Origin of the sequence: Nocardia sp. NPDC057668 (assembly GCF_042799795.1) — a bacterium.
In the GTDB taxonomy this organism is placed as follows: Bacteria; Actinomycetota; Actinomycetes; order Mycobacteriales; family Mycobacteriaceae; genus Nocardia.
Map to the genome: position 1 here is coordinate 542109 of NZ_JBHVIC010000003.1, position 21586 is coordinate 563694.

Below are 21586 nucleotides of genomic sequence, written 5' to 3' on the forward strand. Positions count from 1 at the left end.
GACGAACCCCACTGAGGCACAAGGGGATAGACGCAGACTCCCGGGTTACCCGGGGCCCGGCGTTTCAGCCTCGATCGACGGCCCGGTAGGTGGTGACCGGCGGCAGGGCCGGATCCTCATCCTGCCAATCCCCGCGCCCCATGATGACCAGCGCCGTGAACGAGCCGATGGACACGACCACGCCGCCGAGCGCGACGGCGAGTGCTGTCGGCGCACCGTCCCGCTGGCGGCTGCTGGTGGCGAGTTCGTCGGCGTAGGTGGTGGTCTTGCCGGTCGAGGACACGCATCTGTCGCCCGGCGACATCTCCCGCTCGTCGCACATGGCGCGGTCGGGGTCGGCGGAGTTCCAGACGAAGAAGAGCAGGCCGGCGATGATCGCCGCGAGCCCCCCGGCCGAGGCGAGAAACTGAGCGATCCGCTCGGCGGGGCGGGAGGGCCGCTCGGGTGCGGCCGATGACGACGTGCGTTGACGCCACGCCCGATCGTGGTCGCGGCGGTCGATGAAACGTACGTGCGGGGCTACTTTTCCGATGTAGTCGAAGAACTCCCACCACTGCACGTCGTAGCCTCCGGTCAAGGCGAAACCCCTGCTCGTGCGTCCGTCACGCAGGCCGACCCGGAACTCGGCGCCGTACTTGCCGCCGATCGACATCCACTCGATCTGTGACCAGTCACGACGCCAGCGCCGGGACATGACGAGCTCGGATACGGTCGCGCGGTACATCGGTGCGCGGGTGACGTTCCGGACGAAGCCGATCACGCCGAACGGTACGACCAGCAGCATCGGCACCAGACCCAGTAGGGCCCAGTAGCGCAGGTTCAACAGGAAATACAGGCCGCCGACGACCACCGCGCAGAACACCGACAATATCAAGGTGTTGGTGACCCGTTGCCGCACATACTCTTCCGGCGGCGCGTGATTGATGCGCAGCTCCGCTGGAACCGGCGACGAACTCATGAACCCACCCCGAAAACGACTGTCAAACAGACTGAATGATCATCCTACGGTGACGACGCTTGCGCGTCAGTGGATCCCGCTACCACCGACGCGGGCATCGCAGAGCGCCCGGCCCCACCGCCTTCGATTGTTGTGCGCCGCAACCACTCTATGCGTACGGTAGCTAACGATGTCTTGAAGCTGTTCCAGGACAGAGGAAATGGGGGACACACACGGATAGCCATGGCCACACCTGGCGTAGGGCGCCGCCCACCGGGGGCCGAACACCGGCTGTCCGCGCACGATAGAGACGCACCCCTTTGATCGCCCGTCATCCGACCACGACCATCCAGGGAATTTCACCGTGACCACTTCCTATCCGCCCGGACCCGCACAGCCGCCCGCGGAGCCGATGTACACCAGCGAATTCGCGCAGGACCCGCATGCCGCCTACGCGCGGTGGCGGGCGGCCTACGGGTCGCTCGTGCCGGTCGAGCTCGCGCCGGGAGTGCCGGCCACCCTGGTGGTGGGGTATGCCACCGCGTTGCGGATCCTCAACGACCCCGCGCACTTTCCCGCGGATCCGCGCGGCTGGCAGACCTCGGTCGACCCGCAATGCCCGATCCTGCCGATGATGGAATGGCGGCCCAACGCGTTGCGCAGCAGCGGGCACGAGCACGCGCGGTATCGAGCCGCGAACGTCGCGGCGATCGACACGGTCGATCTGCACGGGATGCGCACGGTCATCGAGAAATTCGCCGAACCGCTGATCGAGCAGCTCGGCGGCGACGCCCGGGGCCGGGACGGTACGGCCGATCTGCTCGGGCAGTACATCTACCCGATCATTCATCAGGTGCTGGCGTACGTCCTGGGTTTCGATGACGACACCAACGAACGGGTAAGCGCCGGAATGGCATTGATGTTCGACGCCACCGCCGACGCCGCGGCGGGCAATGCCATGCTCATCGCCGCGCTCGTCGAGCACATCGAACGCAAGCGCGCGTGCCCGGGCAGCGACATCACCTCCCGCATGCTCGGCTCGGCCGACCTGAGCACCGAGGAACTCATCCATCAGCTCGTGACCCTGCACGGCGCCGGCAGCGAACCGCAGGTGCACCTGATCTCCAACGCGCTGCTGCTGATGATGACCGACGACCGTTTCGCCGGCGACCTCATCGGCGGCAGCCTGCTCACCCGCGACGCGCTCGACGAGGTGCTGTTCACCAACCCGCCGCTGGCGAACTTCTGCACCACCTATCCCCCGCAGCCGACCCTGATCGAGGACACCTGGCTGCCCGCCCACCGGCCCGTCGTCATCAGCATGGCCGCGTGCAACGCCGACCCGAGCATCCACACCGACCGCACCCTGCACACGGGCAATCGATCCCACCTGGCCTGGAGCGCCGGGCCGCATCGATGCCCGGCTCAGCACCTGGGCTACCAGATCGCCATCGACACGATCGACTACCTGCTCGATGTGCTGCCGGACCTCCGATTGGCCGTTGCCACAGCGGATTTGGATTGGCGTCCGGGCCCGTTCCACCGAGCGCTGACCGCACTGCCGGTCACGTTCCCCCGATCCCCGCATCCGAGTTAGTTCACCGAGTGAGGAATTACGATGACCGACACACCACTGGTCCTGGACCCGACCGGCGCAGACATCCAGGGCGAGTCCGCCCGCATCCGCGCCCGCGGCCCGGTCACCCTGGTCGAGCTGCCCGGTGAGGTGCGCGCCTGGGCGATCACCGATCAGGACATCCTGCACACCCTGCTGCGCGACCCTCGCGTCTCCAAGGACGCCCGTCAGCACTGGCCCGACTTCATCTCCGGAAAGGTCGGCGCGGACTGGCCGCTGTACACCTGGGTCGCGGTGACCAACATGTTCACCGCCTACGGCCAGGACCACACGCGCCTGCGCAAGCTCGTGCAGCCCGCCTTCACCGGTCGCCGCACCCAGGCCATGCGCCCACGGGTCGAGGGTCTCGCCGCGGACCTGCTCGACCAGCTCGCGCAGACCCCGCCCGGCCAGCCGGTCGATCTGCGCGAGAACTACTGCTACCCACTGCCGATCGCGGTCATCTCCGAACTGATGGGCGTGCCCGACACCCTGCACCCCGGCCTGCGGGCGTGCGTCGACGGCATCTTCGACACATCGCTCACAGCCGAACAGGCGATGGCCAATTTCGTCGACATGCAGCGGATCCTGCGCGAGCTGGTGGCCTACCGCCGCGACAACCCGGGCGACGACATGACCAGCGTGCTCATCACCCACCGCGACGAGGACGACGGCTCGAGCCTGACCGAACAGGAACTCGTCGACACCCTGCTGCTGGTCATCAGCGCGGGGCACGAGACGACCGTCAACCTCCTCGACCAGGCCATCTACCTGCTGCTCACCCAGCCCGAGCAGTACGCCAAGGTCGTCGCGGGGACCGTGACCTGGAACGAGGTCGTCGAGGAAGCGCTGCGGTTCGAAGCGCCGGTCGCGCACCTGCCGCTGCGGTACGCGGTCGAGGATCTCGACATCGACACCCCCGCCGGTCCCGTCCGAATCGGCCGGGGCGAAGCCATTTTGGCGTCCTATGCCGCCGCGGGGCGTGATCCCAAGGTCCACGGCGACACCGCGGACGAGTTCGACATCGCGCGGGAAGTGAAGTCGCACATGGCGTTCGGCTACGGCGCGCACCTGTGCCTGGGCGCGCCGCTGGCTCGGCTGGAGGCGCACATCGCGCTCTCCGCGCTGTTCGAGCGCTTCCCGAACATGCGCCTGGCCAAGGATCCCGCCGAGCTCGGCACCACCAGTTCGTTCATCTCCAACGGCCACGCCAGCCTGCCGGTGTACCTCGACTCCTGAGCCGAGCCGCCTCCGATGAGCGACGCCGTGTCCGCGCTCATCGGAGGGCCGCGGCCCGGCCCCGCTGCCCGGCCGAATCCGCGCCACCGCCCGGCCGCACCGCGCTCAGCTGGAGATTCTCACCGCATGCCGCATCTCGGCTAGGCTCGGTGTGCTCAACGGTCCAACAACCCGCCAATGAGTCCATCAGGCGTGCGTTCATGACGTCATACGAGTTGGATCGGAGCCCGCGTGTTGCGGCGCGCCCCCGAGGCGGTAGACCTCTCACCCCTGTCCTCATCATCGGATGGGGGCGGTGCCAACGGCATTGGCCGATCACAGGTTCGCGCACCCGCGCCGGAGCCGGTTCCCGTCGATCTCGACGCGCCGGCCGATACCTCGCCCCCTTCGCGGCGGCAGCCCACCGTACTGCTGATCGAAGACGACCCCGGTGACGCCCTGCTCGTCGAGGAGCTGATGGCCGACGGGGCGCCGGGCCTGACCCTGGAATGGGTCCGCTCGCTCGCCGAGGCCGGCGCGTGGCTGGCCGACGCCCTGCCCGATTGCGTCGTGCTCGATCTGAATCTCCCCGATTCCCAGAACCTCGACGCGCTGGCGCGGTTGCGCAAATACACCGACCAGGTGGCCGTGGTGGTGATGACCGGTCTCGACGAAGAGCAGGCGGGCTCGGCCGCCGTCGCCGCGGGCGCGCAGGACTACCTGGTCAAGGGCCGGGTGGAAGCCGAGCTGTTCGGGCGAGCCGTGCGCTACGCGATTCAGCGCAAGCAGGCCGAGCGCACGGCGGCCGAGCTGCGGGTGAGCAATCTGCGCGCGGCCGAGAACGCCCGGCTCGAGCGCGGGCTGCTGCCCAAGCCGCTGTTCCGGGGCGAGCCCGTGGTCGATGTGGTGGCGCGCTACCGGCCGGGGCGGGCCAGCGCGCTGCTGGGCGGAGACTTCTACGACGTCGTCCAGGAAGCCGACGGCACCGTGCACGCGCTGATCGGCGATGTGGCGGGTCACGGACCGGACGAGGCGGCGATCGGCGTCGGGCTCCGATTGGCTTGGCGCACCCTGGTTTTCAGCGGAATCACCGGCGTCGAGCAGTTGGCGCTGCTGGAGCGGATCCTGCTGGCCGAGCGGCTGGTCGGGCACACCTTCGCGACGGTGACCGTGCTGTGCGCCAGGCCCGGGACCGAAACGATCGAGGTCATTCGCGCGGGCCATCCCGGCATGCTGATGCGCTCTCCCGATGGCACGCGCTGGGTCGAGGTCGCCGGTGGACCGGCGCTCGGCATCCTCCCCGGCCGGGTCGTCTGGCCCGTGACCGAGCTGACGCTCCCCCGTGGCCACGCGCTGATGCTGCTCACCGACGGGTTGTACGAGGCCCGCATCGGCCTGGACGGCGAACGGCTCGGTGAAGACGGGCTGCTGGCCATCGCGAACGCCGTGACGGCCGACCAGGCGTCCGCCTACGTCGACGAGCTGATCGGCCGTGTCGAGGCCGCCGCCGAATCCAGCGGCGGATTCGACGACGATGTCGCGGTCGTGCACCTGCGATGGCGCTGACCGCCTCCCCTGTTCCGACAACACTCCCGAAAGGTCCCCACCGAACATGACACCCGCTACCCGCCCGATCGATATCCTGCTGGTCGAAGACGACCCCGGTGACGAGCTCATGACCCGGGAAGCCTTCGAGGACAACAAGATCGGCAACACCCTGCACGTCGTGCGCGACGGCCAGGAGGCGCTGGACTTCCTCTACCGCGAGGGCGAATTCGCGAATGCCGCCCGCCCGGATCTGATCCTGCTCGATCTGAACCTGCCGAAGTACGACGGCCGCGAAGTGCTGTCGCGGATCAAATCCGATCCCAACCTCAGCCACATCCCGGTGGTGGTGCTCACCACATCGGCGGCCGAGGAGGACATCCTGCGCAGCTACCGGCTGCACGCCAACGCCTACGTCACCAAACCCGTCGATCTGGACCAGTTCATCGCCGCCATCAAGCACATCGACGAGTTCTTCGTTCAGGTCGTCCGGCTGCCGGGGAACGGCGCTGAGCAGGTACCGCGCCGAGATTCGGACCGCAGTTGATTTCCGCGGGACAACCCCGCCCGTGCACACTGGAACGGTGACCGACATGGAACAGGCAACCCCGCCGGATGCCGAAGCAGAGCAGATCTCCACGCTCGACTGCGTCGCGGATGCCGAAGCCGTCATCGGCACGGGCACCCAGCAGCCCATCGGCGGCTTCAGCTTCTGGTTCGCCGAACAACGCTGGGAGTGGTCCGACGAGGTCGCCGCGATGCACGGCTACGCGCCCGGCGAGGTCGAGCCGACCACCGAACTACTGCTCGCGCATCAGCACCCCGACGATCGGGACCGGGTCGCGGGCGCCATCACCACGATGATCGAGAACGGCGAGCCCTTCTCGAGCCGGCATCGCATCATCGACACCGCCGGATACGAGCGCGAGGTGATCGCGGTTGCCGACATGATCGTCGACGACCGGGACACGGTCCTGGGCACCAAGGGCTACTACATCGAGGTGACCGACCTCGTCGAGGACGTCGCCGAGGATCTCGCCGAATCGTACGAGGGCCGGCAGACGATCGAGCAGGCCAAGGGCGCGCTCATGCTCGTCTACGGATTGACCCCCGACCAGGCGTTCCGGCTGCTGCGGTGGCGCTCGCAGGAATCGAACGTCAAGCTGCGGGCTCTGGCCACCCAGCTGGTCGCCGAACTCCGGCCGCTCAGTAACGAGTTGCCGCACTTCAGAACTCGGTTCGATCACCGGCTGCTGACGCTGCACGAGCGGATCCGGCGCGACTGATCACGAGGCGCGGGACAGGGGCCAGTCCTGGGGTAGGCCCAGCCAGGCGCCGATCATCCGCAGCGCGGTGAACAGGGCCTCGATCTCGTCGAAGCCCGACGCCACCGCCTCGCGCCTGCCGTCGACACGGAAGCTGCAGACGTAGTACGGGCGTTCCCGCGCGCGGGTCGGCCGGTCGATCTCGACCGCGACCGGCTCGCCGTCGGTGATGAGAATGCGCAACGCGATGACCTGGCGGACGGCAGGCTCGGCGGTCGGCACGGGAATCCGGCTCCGGCTCGGCGTCGCGGGAAAATCCATGGCGGACGGTACGGGCACCGGGAAGTCGTGGCCGTTGTCGTTGGCGCGCTCGAGCACCTCGCCGACCTCGAAGAGCGCGTTGTACAGCGCGGCCATCTCATCGACGCCGTCGACGGTGTACTCACCGAGACCCTCGATCCGGAAGCCGGAACACCCGCGGCCGTTCGCGGTGTGATCGGGCATACCCACCTCGATCAGCACCGGCCGGTCGCCGTCGGTCACGATCCGCGTCGCGATGACCTCCCCGATTCGATCACTCACTGTTCAGCGCCCCTCCTCGCAGCATCGAAACCGGTCATATCGCTCGCATACCCGTTGTTGCCGGGTTCAATCCGGCCGGTGTGTTTCGTCCCCTCCGACGACCGGCGGGTGAGCATCGGCCGGCGGATCGTAGTGGACCGGGGCGGGACTTCGGAAGACTGAGAATGTCCTGCCTCGCAGCGGGTTCCGGTGCGCAGTAGACAGGAGGGCGACCACTTCCGCCGTGCAGAGCCGAGGATCTCCCCCATGAAAATCGCAGGAATCGTCGCCGTCGCATCCGGTGCGCTGATCCTCCCCGCGGTGCTGGCGCCGACCGCTTCGGCCGAGGTGGAAGCCCTCTCCGTCAGCACCGGTCTCATCGAGAACCTCGCGTGCGACGCCGTCGGCGAGACCTGCCGGATCGTCGTCGCGACGGTCGGCACCGGCTACACCCTCCCGATCGTGGTGACCGTGAACGGCAAGACCGTCGCCATGGAGCGCCACGACTACCCGGACCGGGAACGCAGCGGCGCCACCGGCACGTGGCGACCGACGGCCAAGGGCACGTACACCTTCGTCGCGACCCAGGGCTCCTCGTCCAAGTCCGTCGTCGTCGAAGTCACCCGGGGCATCGACACCGGGTCCCTGACCGGCATCCTCCCCTCCGGCTCGGGCAGCTGAGCGCCGCCCCGCGGTTCGGCCCGGCGGCTGTCAGAGCCGGGCCGGCGCGGCTATGCCGAGTAGCCCGAGACCGTGCGCGAGGGTGCGGGCCGCGAGTTGGCAGACCGCTATCCTGTTGTCGCGCAAAGGTTCCGGGGCAGTCAGGACCGGACACGTGGCGTAGAACTCGGTGAACACGGTCGCCAGCTCGTAGAGGTGGGTGGCCAGGCGATGCGGCTCCAGGGTGCGCGCGACCTCCTCCAGGACGGTCGCGTAATCGTCGAGGGTGAGGATCAGGGCGCGTTCGGCGGGGTCGAGCGGCACGGTGACATCGACCGGAGCCGGGCCCGGGTCACCCGCTCTGCGCAGTATCGAGCGGATCCGGGCGTGCGCGTACTGCAGATAGACGCCGGTGTTGCCGTTGAACGCGGTCATGCGCGCGGGGTCGAAGGTGTAGTCCTTGACCCGGCCGGTGGACAGGTCGGCGTACTTGACCGCGCCGATTCCGGCCTGTTCGGCGATGGTGTCGAGTTCGGCCGCGGGCAGGCCCGGATTCTTCTCGGCCACGACCGACCGGGCGGCGGCGACCGCGGCGTCGAGGAGGTCCGTCAACCGGACCGTGCCGCCCGCACGGGTTTTGAAGGGCCGGCCGTCCGGGCCCAGGATCGTGCCGTACGCGACGTGGCCGACCGTCACCGCGCCGGTGAGCCAGCCGGCGCGACGCGCGGCCTCGAAGATCAGCTGGAAATGCAGCGCCTGCCGGGAGTCGGTCACGTACAGCAGCCGATCCGCCGCCAGGGTGGAGATCCGGTAGCGGATGGTGGCCAGATCCGTAGTGTCGTAACCGTATCCGCCGTCGCCCTTGCGGACCATGAGTACGGCCGGGGTGCCGTCGGGGCCGTTCACCCGCTCGGATTTCACGACGATCGCGCCGTCGCTGTGCGTGGCGACGCCCTTGTCCAGCAACTCGGTGACGGTATCGGCCAGCATCGGGTTGTAGAAGGATTCCGGGGCGTAGTCATCCGGGGTGAGCAGCACGCCGAGACGGTCGTAGATGGCACCGAAGGCCCGCTCGGACTCGGCCACGATCTCCCGCCACCGCGCCAGCGTCGCGACGTCACCGCTCTGCAGCGCGACGACCCGGGTCCGGGAACGATCGGCGAACCCCGGATCAGCGTCGAATTCGGCCCGGGCGGCTTTGTAGAGGCCATCGAGGACGGACACGGTCGCATCCGCGCCGACTTCCGCCGCGTGCCAGCGCTGTTCGGGATGCTCGTCGATGTACTGGATCAGCATCCCGAACTGGGTTCCCCAGTCACCCAGATGATTGGCGCGCACCACCTCGCCGCCGAGGAACCCGAAGACCCGGGCCAGGGCGTCACCGATGATCGTGGTCCGCAAATGGCCGACGTGCATTTCCTTGGCGACGTTCGGCGCGGAGTAGTCGATAACGATCCGCGAACCCGTCGCGGGCTCGCCCACGCCGAGCCGCGCATCGGCCGCCCGCGCGGCCACCTGCGCCCAGAGCGCGGCGTCGGCGACGGTGATGTTGACGAAGCCCGGTCCCGCCGCCAGCGCCTCGGCGATGACCTCATCGCCGGACAGTCCGTCGATCAGGTCCGCCGCCAGCCGAGCGGGCGGCTCCCCGGCCCGCTTGGCCAGCGGCAGTGCGGCATTGGATTGGAAGTCCGCCCGGTCCGATCGGCGCACCACCGGGTCCGCTCCCGCCATGTCCGGGCGGGCTCGCACGATCGCGTCCGCGACGGCGGAAGCGACCTGCGCGAGCAGCGGAAGCACGGTCGGAGCACTCATACGGGAGACCTCTCGGTGGGGACGACGAGTCAGGATGTCCAGTATCTCAACGCCCGCCAGCGGTTATTCGGGGCCGCGGGCGCCGGCCGTCACGGTCGCAGCCACACCCACCAACCGCCGTCGGTGGCAACGGCTTCGATGACCCGGTCATCCACCTCGACGGTCACCGGTCCGGCGGTGGCCGTTCGCCCGTAGGCACTCACCACACCCTGTTTGTCGCGCCAGAAACCGAACGGGTGGGTTGCGGGGCGGCTGGGGACCGAACCGGAGCTGGAGCCGGAATGCCAGCTGCCGGATTCGTCGCGCCAATACCGGTTTTCGTTGATCTCCCGGCCGTCGCCGTTCGTGTCGACCAGGGCCAGGGCCCGGGTTCCGTTGCCCTCGACAACCAGAACTCGCGCGTAGCGGGAGCTCCAGCCACCGGCCGTGATCACTTCCGCCGCAGTTGGTTTCATCGACATCGTCACGCTTCCACCCTGACAGGCGAGTCAGGCCCCAACAACACCCGGCTGCACGAGATCTCGTGCGGACGACAACGGCCCGCGCACCGAATGATGCACGGGCCGTTGCTGTTCGGGATCAGGACTCGGGGTCGGGGTCGGAGCGGTTCCAGGCCAGGATCATGCCGGGGGTGCAGCCGCCCGCCAGGAGGGTCGCCAGGACCATCACGCCGCCGGCGTAGGCCGACTGGAACGCGCTGACGTGGGGAACCAGGCTCGAGACGAAGATCAGGTAGATCACCGGGGGTAGTGCCAAGGTCTGGGTCACCGTCAGGCCGATGGAGCGGGCACTTTCGCGCTGGGCGATCTCCAGCTCGTCCAGCGTCGCGGTCGGTGCGGTGTCCTGGACGTGGGACACGATCCGCAGCATGCCCCAGGCCGGAATGAAGACCACCGTGGCGGGGAGCAGGACCAGGGCGGCCAGGCGCAGGTCGAACGCGCAGAGCAGGCCCGTGACGAACATGACGGCGATGGCGGCGGCCACCGTGACGACCAGGCCGCGACGGCGGCCGCGCGTCCGCCAGCCCGGCAGCATGCCGGACAGGCGCTGTTCCTGAATCAGCCAGCGCCGCAGCCGATAATCCTGATAGCGGTCGAGCAGGCCGTTGGTCATGGTGGTCATGGCCGTCCTTTCGTGTACATCTCGGCCGCGAGCGGCGTGAATTCCGAACGCGCGAACACGGCTTCGATCGGCAGCTCGAACACATCGCAGATCCGCATGGCGAGATCCAGGCTCGGATAGTGATCGCCCCGTTCCAGCGCGCCGATGGTCTGCACGTTCACGTTCACCGCGTCGGCCAGCGCCGCGCGACTCATCTTGTGCACGGCTCGCAGCACCGCAATCCGGTTGTAAATCGGGAGGGTTTCTCCCCTTCTGACAGGGCTCACACAACATAGTGTTGTAAAAACCCAACATCTTGTCAACCGGATATCCCAGCCCGAGGCGGGTGTTCTCAGGCGCTAGTCGGAACCGGGCTCCGGGCGCAATCCGCTCACGATCTCGTCGACGAGCAGCAGACTGGCCAGGCCGTGGGCGTGCTTCTCGCGCCGGACCAGGGAAACCACATTGTTGCTGAAGGCATCGCGGACCGGACGGAAAGCCAGTCGGCCGTCACGCAACTCCTCCGCGATGTCGAACTCGCTGAGGAACGCGATGGCGTCGCCCGACACCGCGAGCCGCTTCATCGTCTCGATGGAATTGGTGTGGAACGCGGGCTGCACGTCGAGACCCGCCTCGAGGAACGCCTCCGCGACGATGCCGTGGATGACCATGGACCGATCGGCGAAGATCAGCGGGTAGGGCGTGCACTGCGCGAGCGGGATGGTCTCCATGCCGGCGAGCGGATGATACTGGGAGACAACGACTCCCAGTTTCGCGTTCATCTGCCAGCACACCTCGATCTGGGTCGAGGTCGGGACGTTGAACGCGAGGCCCAGATCCGCCTCGCTGTTCTCGACCGCGCGCAGGACCTCGGGCGTCGTCATGGTCCGGATCGAGATCCGGACCTGCGGATGCCGGTAGTGGAACGCCGCCGCGGCATTGGCGACGACACCGCTGGCGAGCCCGGTCATGGTGGCGATCACCACCTCGCCGTTGCCCAGCGCGTGCAGATCCCGGATGTCCGCGACCGTCTCGCGATACTGCTGCAGCGTTCGCCGGATGTGTGCCAGTAGCGCCTCACCGGCCGGGGTCGGCCGCATGCCGCGCGGCAGCCGCTCGAACAGCGGCTGATCGAGCTCGGCCTCCAGCAGCAGGATTTGACGGTTGATCGCCGAGGGCGCGACGTGCAATGCGGCGCCGGCGGCACGGATGGATCCCAGCCGCGCCACCTCGTCGATGTAGTGCAGCAATCGCGAGTGGAGCACCGTGTTACCTCCCTGACATACCGTTCGAAAATAGAGTACAGGTCGCGCGAAAACGCATGCTTGTCAGCAACGGTCGTCGTCGAGTTCTATCAGAACAGGTCGAGGGAGATATCCGAATCAGCCTCCCCACCTGCAAGTACGTGAGCTCCGAGACGAGGATCCGCCATGTCCGAATTCGATTCGAGTACCGCCACCCAATTCACCGCCGCCACAGATGTTTCCGCGCAGGACGAACACGTCCGGACGATCTTCGCCATTCTCGAGGGTGAGCGCGAAGCCGATCTGCTGCTGCGCAATCTGCATATTCTCGACGTGCACACCGAGTCGGTGTATCCGGGCTCGCTGCTGATCCACGGTCAGCGCATCATCGCGCTGAATCCGGATGAATCGATCGTGCGATTTCGCGAAACCTTCGACGGTGAAGGGCTTTACGCGATTCCGGGTCTCATAGACGCCCACCTGCACTTCGAATCCCAGCTCGCGCATCCCGCCGCCTTCGGCGAGGCGATCGTGCCCAGCGGGACCACCACGGTGTTCGGCGAAACCCTGGACTTCGCCAGCGCGGCGGGTGACGAGGCGGTCGAGGCGGCGCGGGCGCTGTTCACCGACCACGACAAACTCCCCTACCGTCTCTACGCCTTCGCACCGGGCAAGAAGACCTCGACCGCGGTCACCGAGGCGATGCTGGGCCTGGATCCCGTGATCGGCCTGGGGGAACTGGCGCATCTGTCCTACATGACCGGCAATGCCGACGACTTCCGCAAGTCCGCGCTGGGACGGGCGAACGCCGGGGTCGTGAACTGCCACTGGGGCGTCACGGCGCTCTCGGACACGCTGCTGAACTACATGCCCGCGATCGGGGTGGACAACAATCACGATGTCTGGAATGAGGGGGACATCGAGAAAAGCGTCCGGTACGGGCTGAACACGCAGATAAAGTTCGGGGTCGGCAGTCCCGAGGTCATTCGAACCATGCTGCGCGCCATCGTGAAACGGCGCTGGCCCGCCGAGAACTTCCAGCTCTGCGCCGACAACATCTCGGTGGATCGGGTGCTGCGGCAGGGGCACATCGACTGGGTCATCTCGCTGGCGATCGAGATGGGAATGCCGCCCATTCAGGCGATCAAGATGGGCACGCTGTACACCGCGCGCTCGTTTCATCGGGACCGCGATCTCGGCTCACTGAGCCCGGGGCGATTCGCCGACATCGTGCTCACCGACAGTCTTTCCCGGATCAATCCCCGGTACGTCTTCAAGGGCGGGCAGCTGGTCGCCAAGGACCGCAAGCTGATTCACGCGGTGGGCATCGACTATTCGGCGCTGGCCACCGAACCCCGGCCCGGCCTCGACGGACTGCGCGCGGAGCAGCTCGATCTCACCCCCATCGAGGTGTCGGCCGACGGCGAGCGGGCGAAGGTTCTGCTCTTCGACGTGTACGGGCGCGGTCATCTCAAGTTCGCACAGGAGATCTGGGTGCCGCTGCGCGATGGCGCCGTCGTACCGGAATACGAAGGCGTGCCGTTGAACCGGATCTCGGTGGTGCAGCGCTACGCGAACGGCGAGCGGCACATCGTCAACGGGCTGTTCAAAGGCGTGTCGATCGAGGGCGGAGCGGTGTCCACGTTCTGGCCCGCGCCGTCGGCGTACTTCGTGGTGGTCGGCACCGACAGCGGCGAGATGCGGGACAACCTGCGACGGCTGGACGCCCAGGTGGGCGGCTGCGTCGTGACCTCGGGCGGTCAGGTGAAAGCCGCACTGCCGCTCGATTTCTACGGCGTGATGGCCGATATGAACCTCACCGAACTCGTCGACGCGACCCGGGCGATCGACGCTGCCCTGGCGACGCTCGGGAATCACAACGAGGGTGAGCCGGTCGTCAACAAGCTGCTGACCCTGTTCATCTCCCTGGACCGATTCGGGTTCATGAAGTAGCGCCGGCTACCGAAACAACTCACCCACACAGCAATTCGCCGCGCAGACGAGAACGAGGGAACCGACCGCCATGCTGTACGACAAAGACGAGGGAGTAGTCGACACCGGAAACAAGGTGCGGCGCTGGATCACCTACGTCGCCGGGATCTACGTGCTGACGCTCGGTCTGAGCCTGGCCATCCGGGCCGGGATCGGCATCTCACCGCAGAGCAGCCTCACGCGCACGATGACGCTGGTCTTCCCCGGGCTCACCCAGGGCAATTTCAACCTCATCCTCGAAATCATCATGCTGGTGCTGACATTCCTGGTCTGGCCCAGGGCTTTCAAGCCCGCGCATCTGCTCTCGATCATCCCGGCGCTGGTTCTGGCGCTGCTGCTCGACTTCAATCTGGCGGTGACGAGCTGGATTCACATCGGCCCGTACCCGGCGAAAGTCGTGCTGCTGGTGTTCGCCGACGCGATGCTGGCCCTCGGGCTGTTCCTGATGATCCGCGCGAACCTGGTGCTGATGCCGATCGACCTGTTCGTCAACACCATTCAGCGCAAGACCGGCTGGAAATGGGGGAACATCAAGACGGTCTTCGACTGCACGCTGCTCGCGCTCTCGGCGAGCATCGGCCTCGCGTTGCTCGGTGCACCGCACTTCATTCGCGAGGGCACGATCATCAACGCGATATTGGTCGGGCAGTATGTGCGGCTGTATTTCTTTCTGTTCAAGCGGTATTCGACGCGGACGGCCGTTTCTCCCGGCTGAACATGTGCGCCGCGAGCGGTTCGGCGGTTTGACGCCGGCCCCGTGATCCGCCGCATCGCCTCCAGCGGGGTGGTGCGGCGGATCATTGTGGCGCACAGGGCATCCGACCGAAATCGGTTGGCTCACATCCGAACCGCGACCATGCCCCCGTCTATCGGAAGCGTCACACCGGCGATGTAGGCCGCGCGGTCGCTGAGCAGCCAGGCGGCGGCCTCGGCCACCTCGGCCGGCTCCGCGAACCGGTTCGCCGGGATCGCCCGCAACGCCGCGGCCGCGACATCGGGCACCGTGTCCAGCATCGCCCGCACGTCGTCGGTGGTCGTCACGCCCGGCGCGATCGCGTTGACCCGAATCCCCTGCGCGGCATGGTCGGCCGTCGCCGCCTTCACCAGGCCGTCGAGGCCGTGCTTCGACGCCTGGTACGCACCGTCACTGAACCCGCCGACCAGCCCGCCGACACTGCTCGCGATGACGATCGCGCCACCGCCCGACCGCGCGAGCCGCGGGATCTGCGCGGCCAGGGACAACCACGCCCCGCGCAGGTTGAGGTCGTGGATCTCGTCCCAGACCTTCTCGTCGAGGTCGATCAACCGGCCGGCGTCCGGGCGGCCGATCCCGGCGCTGTAGAAGCCGCCGTCGAGGGAACCGAAGGCGTCGAGGGCGGCTTCGACCAGCGCGTCGGCCCCGAACCGGGTCGTGACGTCGGCGATCACCGGCACGGCCACGCCGCCGGATTCGTGCACCAGATCCGCCACCCGGCGCAGCGGCGCCTCGGTCCGCGCGCCGAGGACGAGTCGCGCGCCCTCGGCGGCGAACAGGCGGGCCGCGGCCGCGCCGATGCCGCGGCTCGCGCCCGAGATGATGATGACCTTGTCGTCGAGGAGTCCCATGCCACGACCATCTCCGGCGCACACCGGCTGCACCAGTGGACGATTCAGCCTGGGACTGGCCGGTCCTGTCACGACGAGCCGCGCGGTGAGAGGCTGATGGCATGACGGATCCGGTTCGGAGCACCAGGCTCGGCGATTTTCTGCGGGCGCGCCGCGAACAGGTCCGGCCCGAGGACATCGGCCTGGCCTCCGGGCCGTACCGGCGGCGCACACCGGGTCTGCGCCGCGAGGAGGTGGCGGTGCGGGCGGCCATCACCCCCGACTACTACGCCCGGCTGGAACAGGGACGGGCCCACACGCCGTCGGCCGCGGTCCTGCGATCACTGTCCGCGGCGTTGCTGCTGACCGACGAGCAGTCCCAGCACCTGCACCGGCTCGCGGCCCGCGCCCACCCCCGCCGTGCGGCCGAGAGACGCCTGAACCCGCGGACCCAGGCGATTCTGGACGGCATCCCCCAGATGCCCGCCCTCGTGCTCGACACGATGTCGAACATCCTGGCCTGCAATCACCTCGCCGATGTCCTGTACGGCGGCCTGCTGGCACTGCCCGCCCGCGAACGAAACATGCTGTGGCAGTTGTTCGGACGGTCCTGCACCCGGGAACGGTTCGACCGCGACGACCTGACCCGGCTGGGCCGCCTCCTGATCTCCAACGCGCGCGCCGACGCCACCGGCTTCGAGGAGAACCCCGACTGGACGGACCTGGTGACCACGCTCCGCGCCACGAGCCCCCTGTTCGACCGGATCTGGCACCAACACCACATCGGCAGCACCCAGGACGGCCACCTGCGCCTGCGCCACGACACGATCGGCCCGGTCGACCTCTCCTACACGATGCTCCCCCTCCCCGAACCCGGCCAACGCCTGGTCCTGCACGTGTCCGAACCCGGCCCCGGTTCCCGAACCGCCCTGGACCTCCTCGCGGTGATAGGCCACGAACAGTTCGCCCCGTCGGCGAAGGGGTAGGCGCGACTCAGGGCGTGAAGGCTTGTCTCCGTACGGAATTCGCCGGCGAACATGCTGGTGAGCAAGGCTGGAGATCGACGCCGCGACTCGGCTTCGGTTGCGGCGGCGATTCGTCGTTCGTACTCACCGGCGTTCGGTGACCGACACACCCTTCCCCGGCCGCCAGTACTCGATTATCAGGAGTTCGGTGGCCTCGTCGACCGAGGTGAGGACCGCCTCGGTCAGGTCCAGGCGGTAGTCGTGGACGCCGGGTGGAGACGCGTAGGCCGCCTTCGCCGGGCCGGTTATCTCGATCGCGGCGCCGGACACCTTCGCGTCGCCGTCGGCGGGGTGGGCGTGGATCGCGCAGCGGGGATCGCGGCGCAGGTCGTGGGCCTTCATCGCGCCGGGCATCGAGCCGAACATCAGGTCGGGGCCGATGAACTCGACCTCCGAGCCGCTCACCCGGGGGGAGCCGTCGGCGCGCAGGGTGGCCAGGACGTGGGTTTTGTGCGCCTCGAAGCGCTGGCGCACCCGGGCGGCCAGGTCGGGGGCTTCGGTTTCGAACTGGTCCCAGGTCGCCATGGGACCAGCATGTCACCCGGCGGGCGACGTGGCGATCAGTACTCCGGGCGGGCCTGGGGGTGCCAGGTCGCGGAGCCGACCGTACCGAGCATCGAGGTGATGCAGATGCCGACGATGAGATTGATGGCCGCCGTAGCGATCTTGGCATCCACGTCGGCGGTCAGGGTGAACGGAATGATCACCGCGACGGCGGTCAGCAGCAGGCAGATCCAGGTGAAGAACGTCAGCGGGCTGGGCATCGCGAGCAGCAGCGTCATCAGCAGCGCGGTCGCCAGCAGGGCCGCGCCCGCCGCGGCCAACGCGTAGGACGTGGTCGAGACAGAGCCGTACGCACCGGCGCCCTCCGGCGACAGGATCGCGATGCCGAAAACCCCGCGCACGAGCATGATCGCGACCACGACCAACAGCGCGGCCACGACGGCCGTACCAACGCCCCCGGCCCACAGCCGGCCGAAGTTCACCGGGGAGGGCGTCTCCTCCGCGGGAGGGTACTGCGGGTTGGACGGGCCATAGTTGTAGTGGGGATCGGACATGGCTCGAAGGTACTACTGCCACGCCCGGATTCGAACCTTTCCGGCCAGGAAGCGTGCCGCGCCGGGCGAAACGGGCCCCGCTCGGGCCGAGAACCGCCCGCGAGCGCAACCTCAAACCGATTGGCGGCCAGCCGAAGAACGCCACCGATTCTCGACGGCGGCACCCAGCGGACCACTCACCACGAACAGCATCAGGAACCACAACCCGATCTGCGGAAACGCCAGACCCAGGGCAAACGCGACAACGGCCGTTCCCGCGGCGATCACGGAGGACAGCACCGAGGGGTCGGTCACGTCTCCCCGCAGGGCCGGTGAGGCCGCGATCACGCAGCGCTGAATCAGCAACGCCAGCAACGCGATCGCGATCGTGCCCAGGTAGAGGGCGGTCGCGTCGCGGCCGAAACCGTCGCCCGAGGAAATCAATTTCGTGGGAACCGGGAGGAAGACGATGCTCATCAGCCACAGCAGATTCGTCCAGAGCAGAGCCGTGTTGTAGCCGCGCAGGGTGCGAAACAACCGGTGATGCAGCAGCCAGAGCCGGTAGATCACCGCGAAACTCACCACGAACGCCACCAGGTCACCGCGGTGGTCGACGAAGATCTCCCGCAGCCCGGTGTCGCCCGCGTCCTCCACGACATCGACCAGCGGCAGCACCAGCAGCGTCGCCGCGATAGCCACCACCGCGTCGCTGAAGTTCACCAGCCGCTCGAGCCCCTTCTCGGCTTCCATCCCGGCATTGTGCCCCAACAACAGGCCGCGCGAACTACGAGGACACGACCTCTTCGTCGACCACCTCGGCCGACGGCCGGCGGGGAGTGAACGGGAGGGGCGCGGCCGTGCGAGGGGCCCAGCCGATCCGGATCATCGTCTGCGCGAACGCGCAGTCGTGCAGTACCTCCGAGCGCAGGTCCGCGCCCAGGTCGAGGATCCCGAGGGGTTCGGACTGGATGCAGCTGGCCAGGCCGGACCGGGTCGCGGTCAGCAGGATCGCGGAGACCGCCTCGCCGGCGCGCACCCGGGCCTGGGTGTCGTCGGTGGGAGTGCCGATCACGAACCACTGCGCGCCGTCGACCACGTCGGCGGGATCGGCCAGTTCGGGGTCGGCGAACGCGCGCAGCAGGATCTCCCCGTCCTCGCGGATCGGCGGCGTGTTGGCCGCGGGCACGCCGTCGGCGTCACCGTGGCGGCCGCTCCAGATGGTGATCTCGCGCTGGTAGTCGCCGTCCCGCGCGTGCCGCGCGACCGCGGTGTGGGTGGCTTCGGCCAGCGCGCCGCGCAGCTGCGGGGGCACGAGCCGGGCAGCCGCGCCGAAGGCGGGGGCCACCGAGCTGATGCCGCGCAGCATGGCCGCGTTCACCGGTCGTGGATCGTAGGCGCGGCGATCGGACTGGCGGTGCATGATCGCCGCCGCGCTCTCGATATCGGCGGGGGTCGCCGCGCGGGGCGTAGCGGTGATCACGGCGAGAAGATCGGGATCCCCGGGGTCGGGAACGTAGCGCACGCCGGCGTGCCAGCCCAGCATCGCGAGGCCCACGCGCAGGTGATGCAGCGCTGCCCCGCAGCTCATGACCAGGGCTCGACCGGTCGGGTCGGTGGCCGGGAGATGCCGGGAGGTGTCGGCATACAGGTGCACGGCGTCGGCGGTGACGCGCCAGCGCCACGGCTGGGTGTTGTGGATCGACGGCGCTCGGACTGCCATGTCGATCGCGGTTTCGAAGGCGTGTTGCAGCTTCGGCTTGTCGATCATCATCGCTACTTTCCGAGTTCGGTAACCGGAGCCGGTTGCCCGTTCCTGAACAGCTACCTTCCAGACAACCCGGATGCGCCGCGCGGGCCTTCGTAATTTCTGACAAGGTCCGGCCGGACGCGTTGTCAGGTTTTGGGCCTGGACCAGCCGAGCTCGCGGTACCGCAGTGCCCACCACACCTGGAAGGCGATCTCGGGATCCTTCAGACTCACCCCGGTCAGCTCCTCGAATCGAGCCAGGCGATAGCGCACGGTGTTGTGATGCAGGAACATGCGATTGGCGGTCTCGGAGGCGTTCATGCCCGCCGACAGATAGCAGTCGACGGTGTCGAGGATGGGTGAGGCGTCCGCGTCGCAGATTGCCTCGAGATAGCGCTCCGCCAGGGCCGCCCCGACCTCGACATCACCCACGACCGCCGCGCGCATGCTGAGCTCGATCAGGGTGTGCCGCCCGGAACGCCCGAACAATCGCGCGGTTTCGGCGACGCGACCGGCGATGCGAATGGACCGGAACAGCTCGTCGAGTTCGACCCTGGGCCCGATCCCGAGATACTCGTCGTCGACGTCCGGGCCGGTCGATCCGCTGAAGAACCCCACGACGTCACCGTCCAGCAGGGCGGTCAAACCCTGCGGCGGACGGCACGCGGGCTGCTGGCGGATTCGCCACTCGGTGTGCTCGGGCTCGGAGCCGATGGCCCGGAACGCCGAATAGCGCTGATCCAGCCGCAACCCGAGGTATTGCGCCTGGCTGCGCAGTTCGTCGAGGCCGAACCTGCCGGACAGGATGCCCCGCATCAGATCATCGCGCAGGCCGTCGCGGCGGCGCTGGATCTGTGCGGCGGTGTCACGGTGCCCGGCGCTCAGCGCGACGGTGGCGGCGTCGGACACCCGCAGCAGCGCGACCAGCACGGTCATCAGGGTCGACCCGGGCCGGTCGACCCAGATCTGATTGTGGCCGACCCGTTCGATGATCTCGGCGATCATGATCTGCCACCCGCGCAGCACCGCCTCCAGCGGCACGCCGAGCCGGGCGCGGATCGCGCCGTATTCGTGGAACTGCTCGATCTCCTCGTCGGTGAGGTCGCGCCGCGCACGCACGGCGGAATCCAGGCGCATCAGCGCCGCGGTGATCGACGGGACGGTGTCGGCTTCGTCGATGTCCGCGTAGGCGGGGATCTCCCGGCGAAACCGATCCCAGAGTTCCTGGGCCAGGGTCTTCGAATCCGCGACGCCGAATTCGGTCATCGACAACCCGTCCGCCCCGCGGCCCCCTCGGTGCCCGGCACGCTGACAGCCGTTGATCGGTGTGCGCGGGAGCATGATTCGGTCGGGGTTGTGGTGCTGCGATCGTTCATGAAAACTCCGCAACGTCGAGGTGGCCCAGCCTGCCCTTCGGCATCCAGCTTGCCATCCGGTGACGGCGGCGGGCGCAGGCGGCGCCGAGTCCGGCGGCCGTGTTCGACTCGATGCCCCTCCGATCGGGCGGTCAGCCGCGGGATCGGCCGGCTCGCGGCGATCCGATCAGGCCTCGGGCCAGTTGTGTTCGAGCCCGGTGATGATGAAATCGATCTTGAGGTCGGTCAGCCCGCGCTGCTGCCACGACTCCCGCGGCTGCAGAATCGTCGACTTGTCCGCCAGGGCCGTGCGCACCTGATCGAGCCCGCTCGCGCCGGTGGGGTCGGTCGTGCGCATGGCCTGCACGCCGAGGTGGCAGGCGAAGACCGTGTCGCCGAGGAAGTCGAGCGCGAAGCTGGTCTGGCCCGGGGTGACGCCCTGCCCGGCCAGGTGTGCGCCGTAGGCCTCGAGAATCTCGGCGATGCGGGTGAAGGCCGGCGCGTAGGAGTAGACCACCAGCGGCAGCCGCGGATTCTCCTCGCAGATGCGCCAGCATTCGTTCGCCCACTGCCGCAACGTATCTCGCCAGTCCATACCGGGTTCGGGGAGCTTGATCGTGGCGGCGATGACGTCCAGGCAGGCCACGACGATGTCGTCGCGGGAGGGATAGAGGCGGTAGATCGCGGGAGCGCCGACGCCGATCCGGTCGGCGATGGCCGCGAGGGTGAAGGTGTCCAGGCCCTCGTCCATAGCCGCCCGGATGATGTCCTGCCGGGTGAAGGCGGGTTTGCGGCCCACCTTCTTCCCGGCGGCCCAGCGGGGTGAGCTCACGCGGACAGCTCGCCGGCGACCGGTGATTTCGTCGGTTCCACGCTGGGTTCGCTCATG

At 68.2% G+C, this 21586-nt stretch carries 23 protein-coding genes; 9 read left to right on the forward strand and 14 right to left on the reverse strand.

The window, feature by feature from the left end; translation table 11 throughout:
• Window positions 1–64: 64 nt before the first annotated feature.
• Complete coding sequence (locus tag ACFVBH_RS21030; protein ID WP_379003585.1) at window positions 65–958, reverse strand: hypothetical protein; 894 nt, start codon at window positions 956–958, stop codon at window positions 65–67.
• A gap of 343 nt (window positions 959–1301) precedes the next feature.
• Here ACFVBH_RS21030 and ACFVBH_RS21035 point away from each other — a divergent pair, with 343 nt between their 5' ends.
• From ACFVBH_RS21035 to ACFVBH_RS21055, 5 genes are all read left to right on the forward strand, one after another.
• A complete protein-coding gene (locus ACFVBH_RS21035; protein ID WP_379003587.1) occupies window positions 1302–2534 on the forward strand; it encodes a cytochrome P450 in 1233 nt (410 codons plus the stop codon).
• A 21-nt stretch (window positions 2535–2555) separates the two neighbouring features.
• Window positions 2556–3791 carry a cytochrome P450 gene (locus ACFVBH_RS21040; protein WP_379003589.1) on the forward strand — a complete coding sequence of 412 codons (1236 nt, stop codon included), beginning with the start codon at window positions 2556–2558 and terminating at the stop codon, window positions 3789–3791.
• Window positions 3792–4199: 408 nt separating this feature from the next.
• On the forward strand, window positions 4200–5336 hold the full coding sequence (locus tag ACFVBH_RS21045; RefSeq protein WP_379004564.1) for a PP2C family protein-serine/threonine phosphatase: 1137 nt from the start codon (window positions 4200–4202) through the stop codon (window positions 5334–5336).
• Between the two features lie 46 nt (window positions 5337–5382).
• The gene (locus ACFVBH_RS21050; RefSeq protein WP_354987756.1) at window positions 5383–5862 is read left to right on the forward strand and encodes a response regulator; all 480 of its coding nucleotides are present in this window, start codon (window positions 5383–5385) and stop codon (window positions 5860–5862) included.
• 46 nt (window positions 5863–5908) lie between these two features.
• Window positions 5909–6601 carry a PAS and ANTAR domain-containing protein gene (locus ACFVBH_RS21055; RefSeq protein WP_379004566.1) on the forward strand — a complete coding sequence of 231 codons (693 nt, stop codon included), beginning with the start codon at window positions 5909–5911 and terminating at the stop codon, window positions 6599–6601.
• On the opposite strand, the gene ACFVBH_RS21060 is transcribed toward ACFVBH_RS21055, so the two are convergent.
• On the reverse strand, window positions 6602–7162 hold the full coding sequence (locus ACFVBH_RS21060) for a DUF6968 family protein (protein ID WP_379003592.1): 561 nt from the start codon (window positions 7160–7162) through the stop codon (window positions 6602–6604).
• A 246-nt stretch (window positions 7163–7408) separates the two neighbouring features.
• Here ACFVBH_RS21060 and ACFVBH_RS21065 point away from each other — a divergent pair, with 246 nt between their 5' ends.
• Entirely contained in the window at window positions 7409–7822 is a 414-nt protein-coding gene (locus ACFVBH_RS21065; RefSeq protein WP_354987758.1) for a hypothetical protein, read from the forward strand.
• Between the two features lie 30 nt (window positions 7823–7852).
• Here the strand turns inward: ACFVBH_RS21065 and argS are convergent, their stop codons facing one another.
• The 5 genes from argS to ACFVBH_RS21090 form a co-directional block, all read right to left on the reverse strand.
• Window positions 7853–9613, reverse strand: a complete 1761-nt coding sequence (gene argS, locus ACFVBH_RS21070) for an arginine--tRNA ligase (protein ID WP_379003595.1) — start codon at window positions 9611–9613, stop codon at window positions 7853–7855.
• 89 nt (window positions 9614–9702) lie between these two features.
• Window positions 9703–10080 carry a hypothetical protein gene (locus tag ACFVBH_RS21075; RefSeq protein WP_379003598.1) on the reverse strand — a complete coding sequence of 126 codons (378 nt, stop codon included), beginning with the start codon at window positions 10078–10080 and terminating at the stop codon, window positions 9703–9705.
• 112 nt (window positions 10081–10192) lie between these two features.
• Window positions 10193–10735 carry a hypothetical protein gene (locus ACFVBH_RS21080; RefSeq protein ID WP_354987761.1) on the reverse strand — a complete coding sequence of 181 codons (543 nt, stop codon included), beginning with the start codon at window positions 10733–10735 and terminating at the stop codon, window positions 10193–10195.
• On the reverse strand, window positions 10732–11001 hold the full coding sequence (locus ACFVBH_RS21085) for a helix-turn-helix transcriptional regulator (RefSeq protein WP_354987762.1): 270 nt from the start codon (window positions 10999–11001) through the stop codon (window positions 10732–10734). Before ACFVBH_RS21085 ends, ACFVBH_RS21080 begins: the two co-directional genes overlap by 4 nt.
• Before the next feature lie 72 nt (window positions 11002–11073).
• On the reverse strand, window positions 11074–11979 hold the full coding sequence (locus ACFVBH_RS21090) for a LysR family transcriptional regulator (RefSeq protein ID WP_354987763.1): 906 nt from the start codon (window positions 11977–11979) through the stop codon (window positions 11074–11076).
• 165 nt (window positions 11980–12144) lie between these two features.
• Between ACFVBH_RS21090 and ACFVBH_RS21095 the strand changes: the two genes are divergently transcribed.
• Window positions 12145–13911 carry an adenine deaminase C-terminal domain-containing protein gene (locus ACFVBH_RS21095; RefSeq protein ID WP_379003601.1) on the forward strand — a complete coding sequence of 589 codons (1767 nt, stop codon included), beginning with the start codon at window positions 12145–12147 and terminating at the stop codon, window positions 13909–13911.
• A 70-nt stretch (window positions 13912–13981) separates the two neighbouring features.
• On the forward strand, window positions 13982–14665 hold the full coding sequence (locus ACFVBH_RS21100; protein ID WP_379003603.1) for a YitT family protein: 684 nt from the start codon (window positions 13982–13984) through the stop codon (window positions 14663–14665).
• Window positions 14666–14787: 122 nt separating this feature from the next.
• Here the strand turns inward: ACFVBH_RS21100 and ACFVBH_RS21105 are convergent, their stop codons facing one another.
• Window positions 14788–15555, reverse strand: a complete 768-nt coding sequence (locus tag ACFVBH_RS21105; RefSeq protein ID WP_379003605.1) for an SDR family NAD(P)-dependent oxidoreductase — start codon at window positions 15553–15555, stop codon at window positions 14788–14790.
• Window positions 15556–15656: 101 nt separating this feature from the next.
• On the opposite strand from ACFVBH_RS21105, the gene ACFVBH_RS21110 reads away from it, so the two are divergent.
• Window positions 15657–16520, forward strand: coding sequence for a helix-turn-helix transcriptional regulator (locus ACFVBH_RS21110; RefSeq protein ID WP_379003607.1), 864 nt, complete (start codon window positions 15657–15659; stop codon window positions 16518–16520).
• 123 nt (window positions 16521–16643) lie between these two features.
• On the opposite strand, the gene ACFVBH_RS21115 is transcribed toward ACFVBH_RS21110, so the two are convergent.
• From ACFVBH_RS21115 to ACFVBH_RS21140, 6 genes are all read right to left on the reverse strand, one after another.
• Window positions 16644–17084, reverse strand: a complete 441-nt coding sequence (locus ACFVBH_RS21115) for a pyridoxamine 5'-phosphate oxidase family protein (RefSeq protein ID WP_379003609.1) — start codon at window positions 17082–17084, stop codon at window positions 16644–16646.
• 35 nt (window positions 17085–17119) lie between these two features.
• Window positions 17120–17617 carry a DUF6069 family protein gene (locus tag ACFVBH_RS21120; protein ID WP_354987771.1) on the reverse strand — a complete coding sequence of 166 codons (498 nt, stop codon included), beginning with the start codon at window positions 17615–17617 and terminating at the stop codon, window positions 17120–17122.
• 111 nt (window positions 17618–17728) lie between these two features.
• Window positions 17729–18346, reverse strand: coding sequence for a TMEM175 family protein (locus tag ACFVBH_RS21125; protein ID WP_379003612.1), 618 nt, complete (start codon window positions 18344–18346; stop codon window positions 17729–17731).
• Window positions 18347–18380: 34 nt separating this feature from the next.
• On the reverse strand, window positions 18381–19364 hold the full coding sequence (locus ACFVBH_RS21130; protein ID WP_354987773.1) for an Acg family FMN-binding oxidoreductase: 984 nt from the start codon (window positions 19362–19364) through the stop codon (window positions 18381–18383).
• A 125-nt stretch (window positions 19365–19489) separates the two neighbouring features.
• Window positions 19490–20608: a PucR family transcriptional regulator gene (locus ACFVBH_RS21135; protein ID WP_379003614.1), complete on the reverse strand. Its 1119-nt coding sequence runs from the start codon at window positions 20606–20608 to the stop codon at window positions 19490–19492.
• 276 nt (window positions 20609–20884) lie between these two features.
• Window positions 20885–21529 (reverse strand): TetR/AcrR family transcriptional regulator, encoded by a 645-nt coding sequence (locus ACFVBH_RS21140; RefSeq protein WP_379003616.1) that lies wholly within the window; start codon window positions 21527–21529, stop codon window positions 20885–20887.
• Window positions 21530–21586 lie beyond the last annotated feature (57 nt).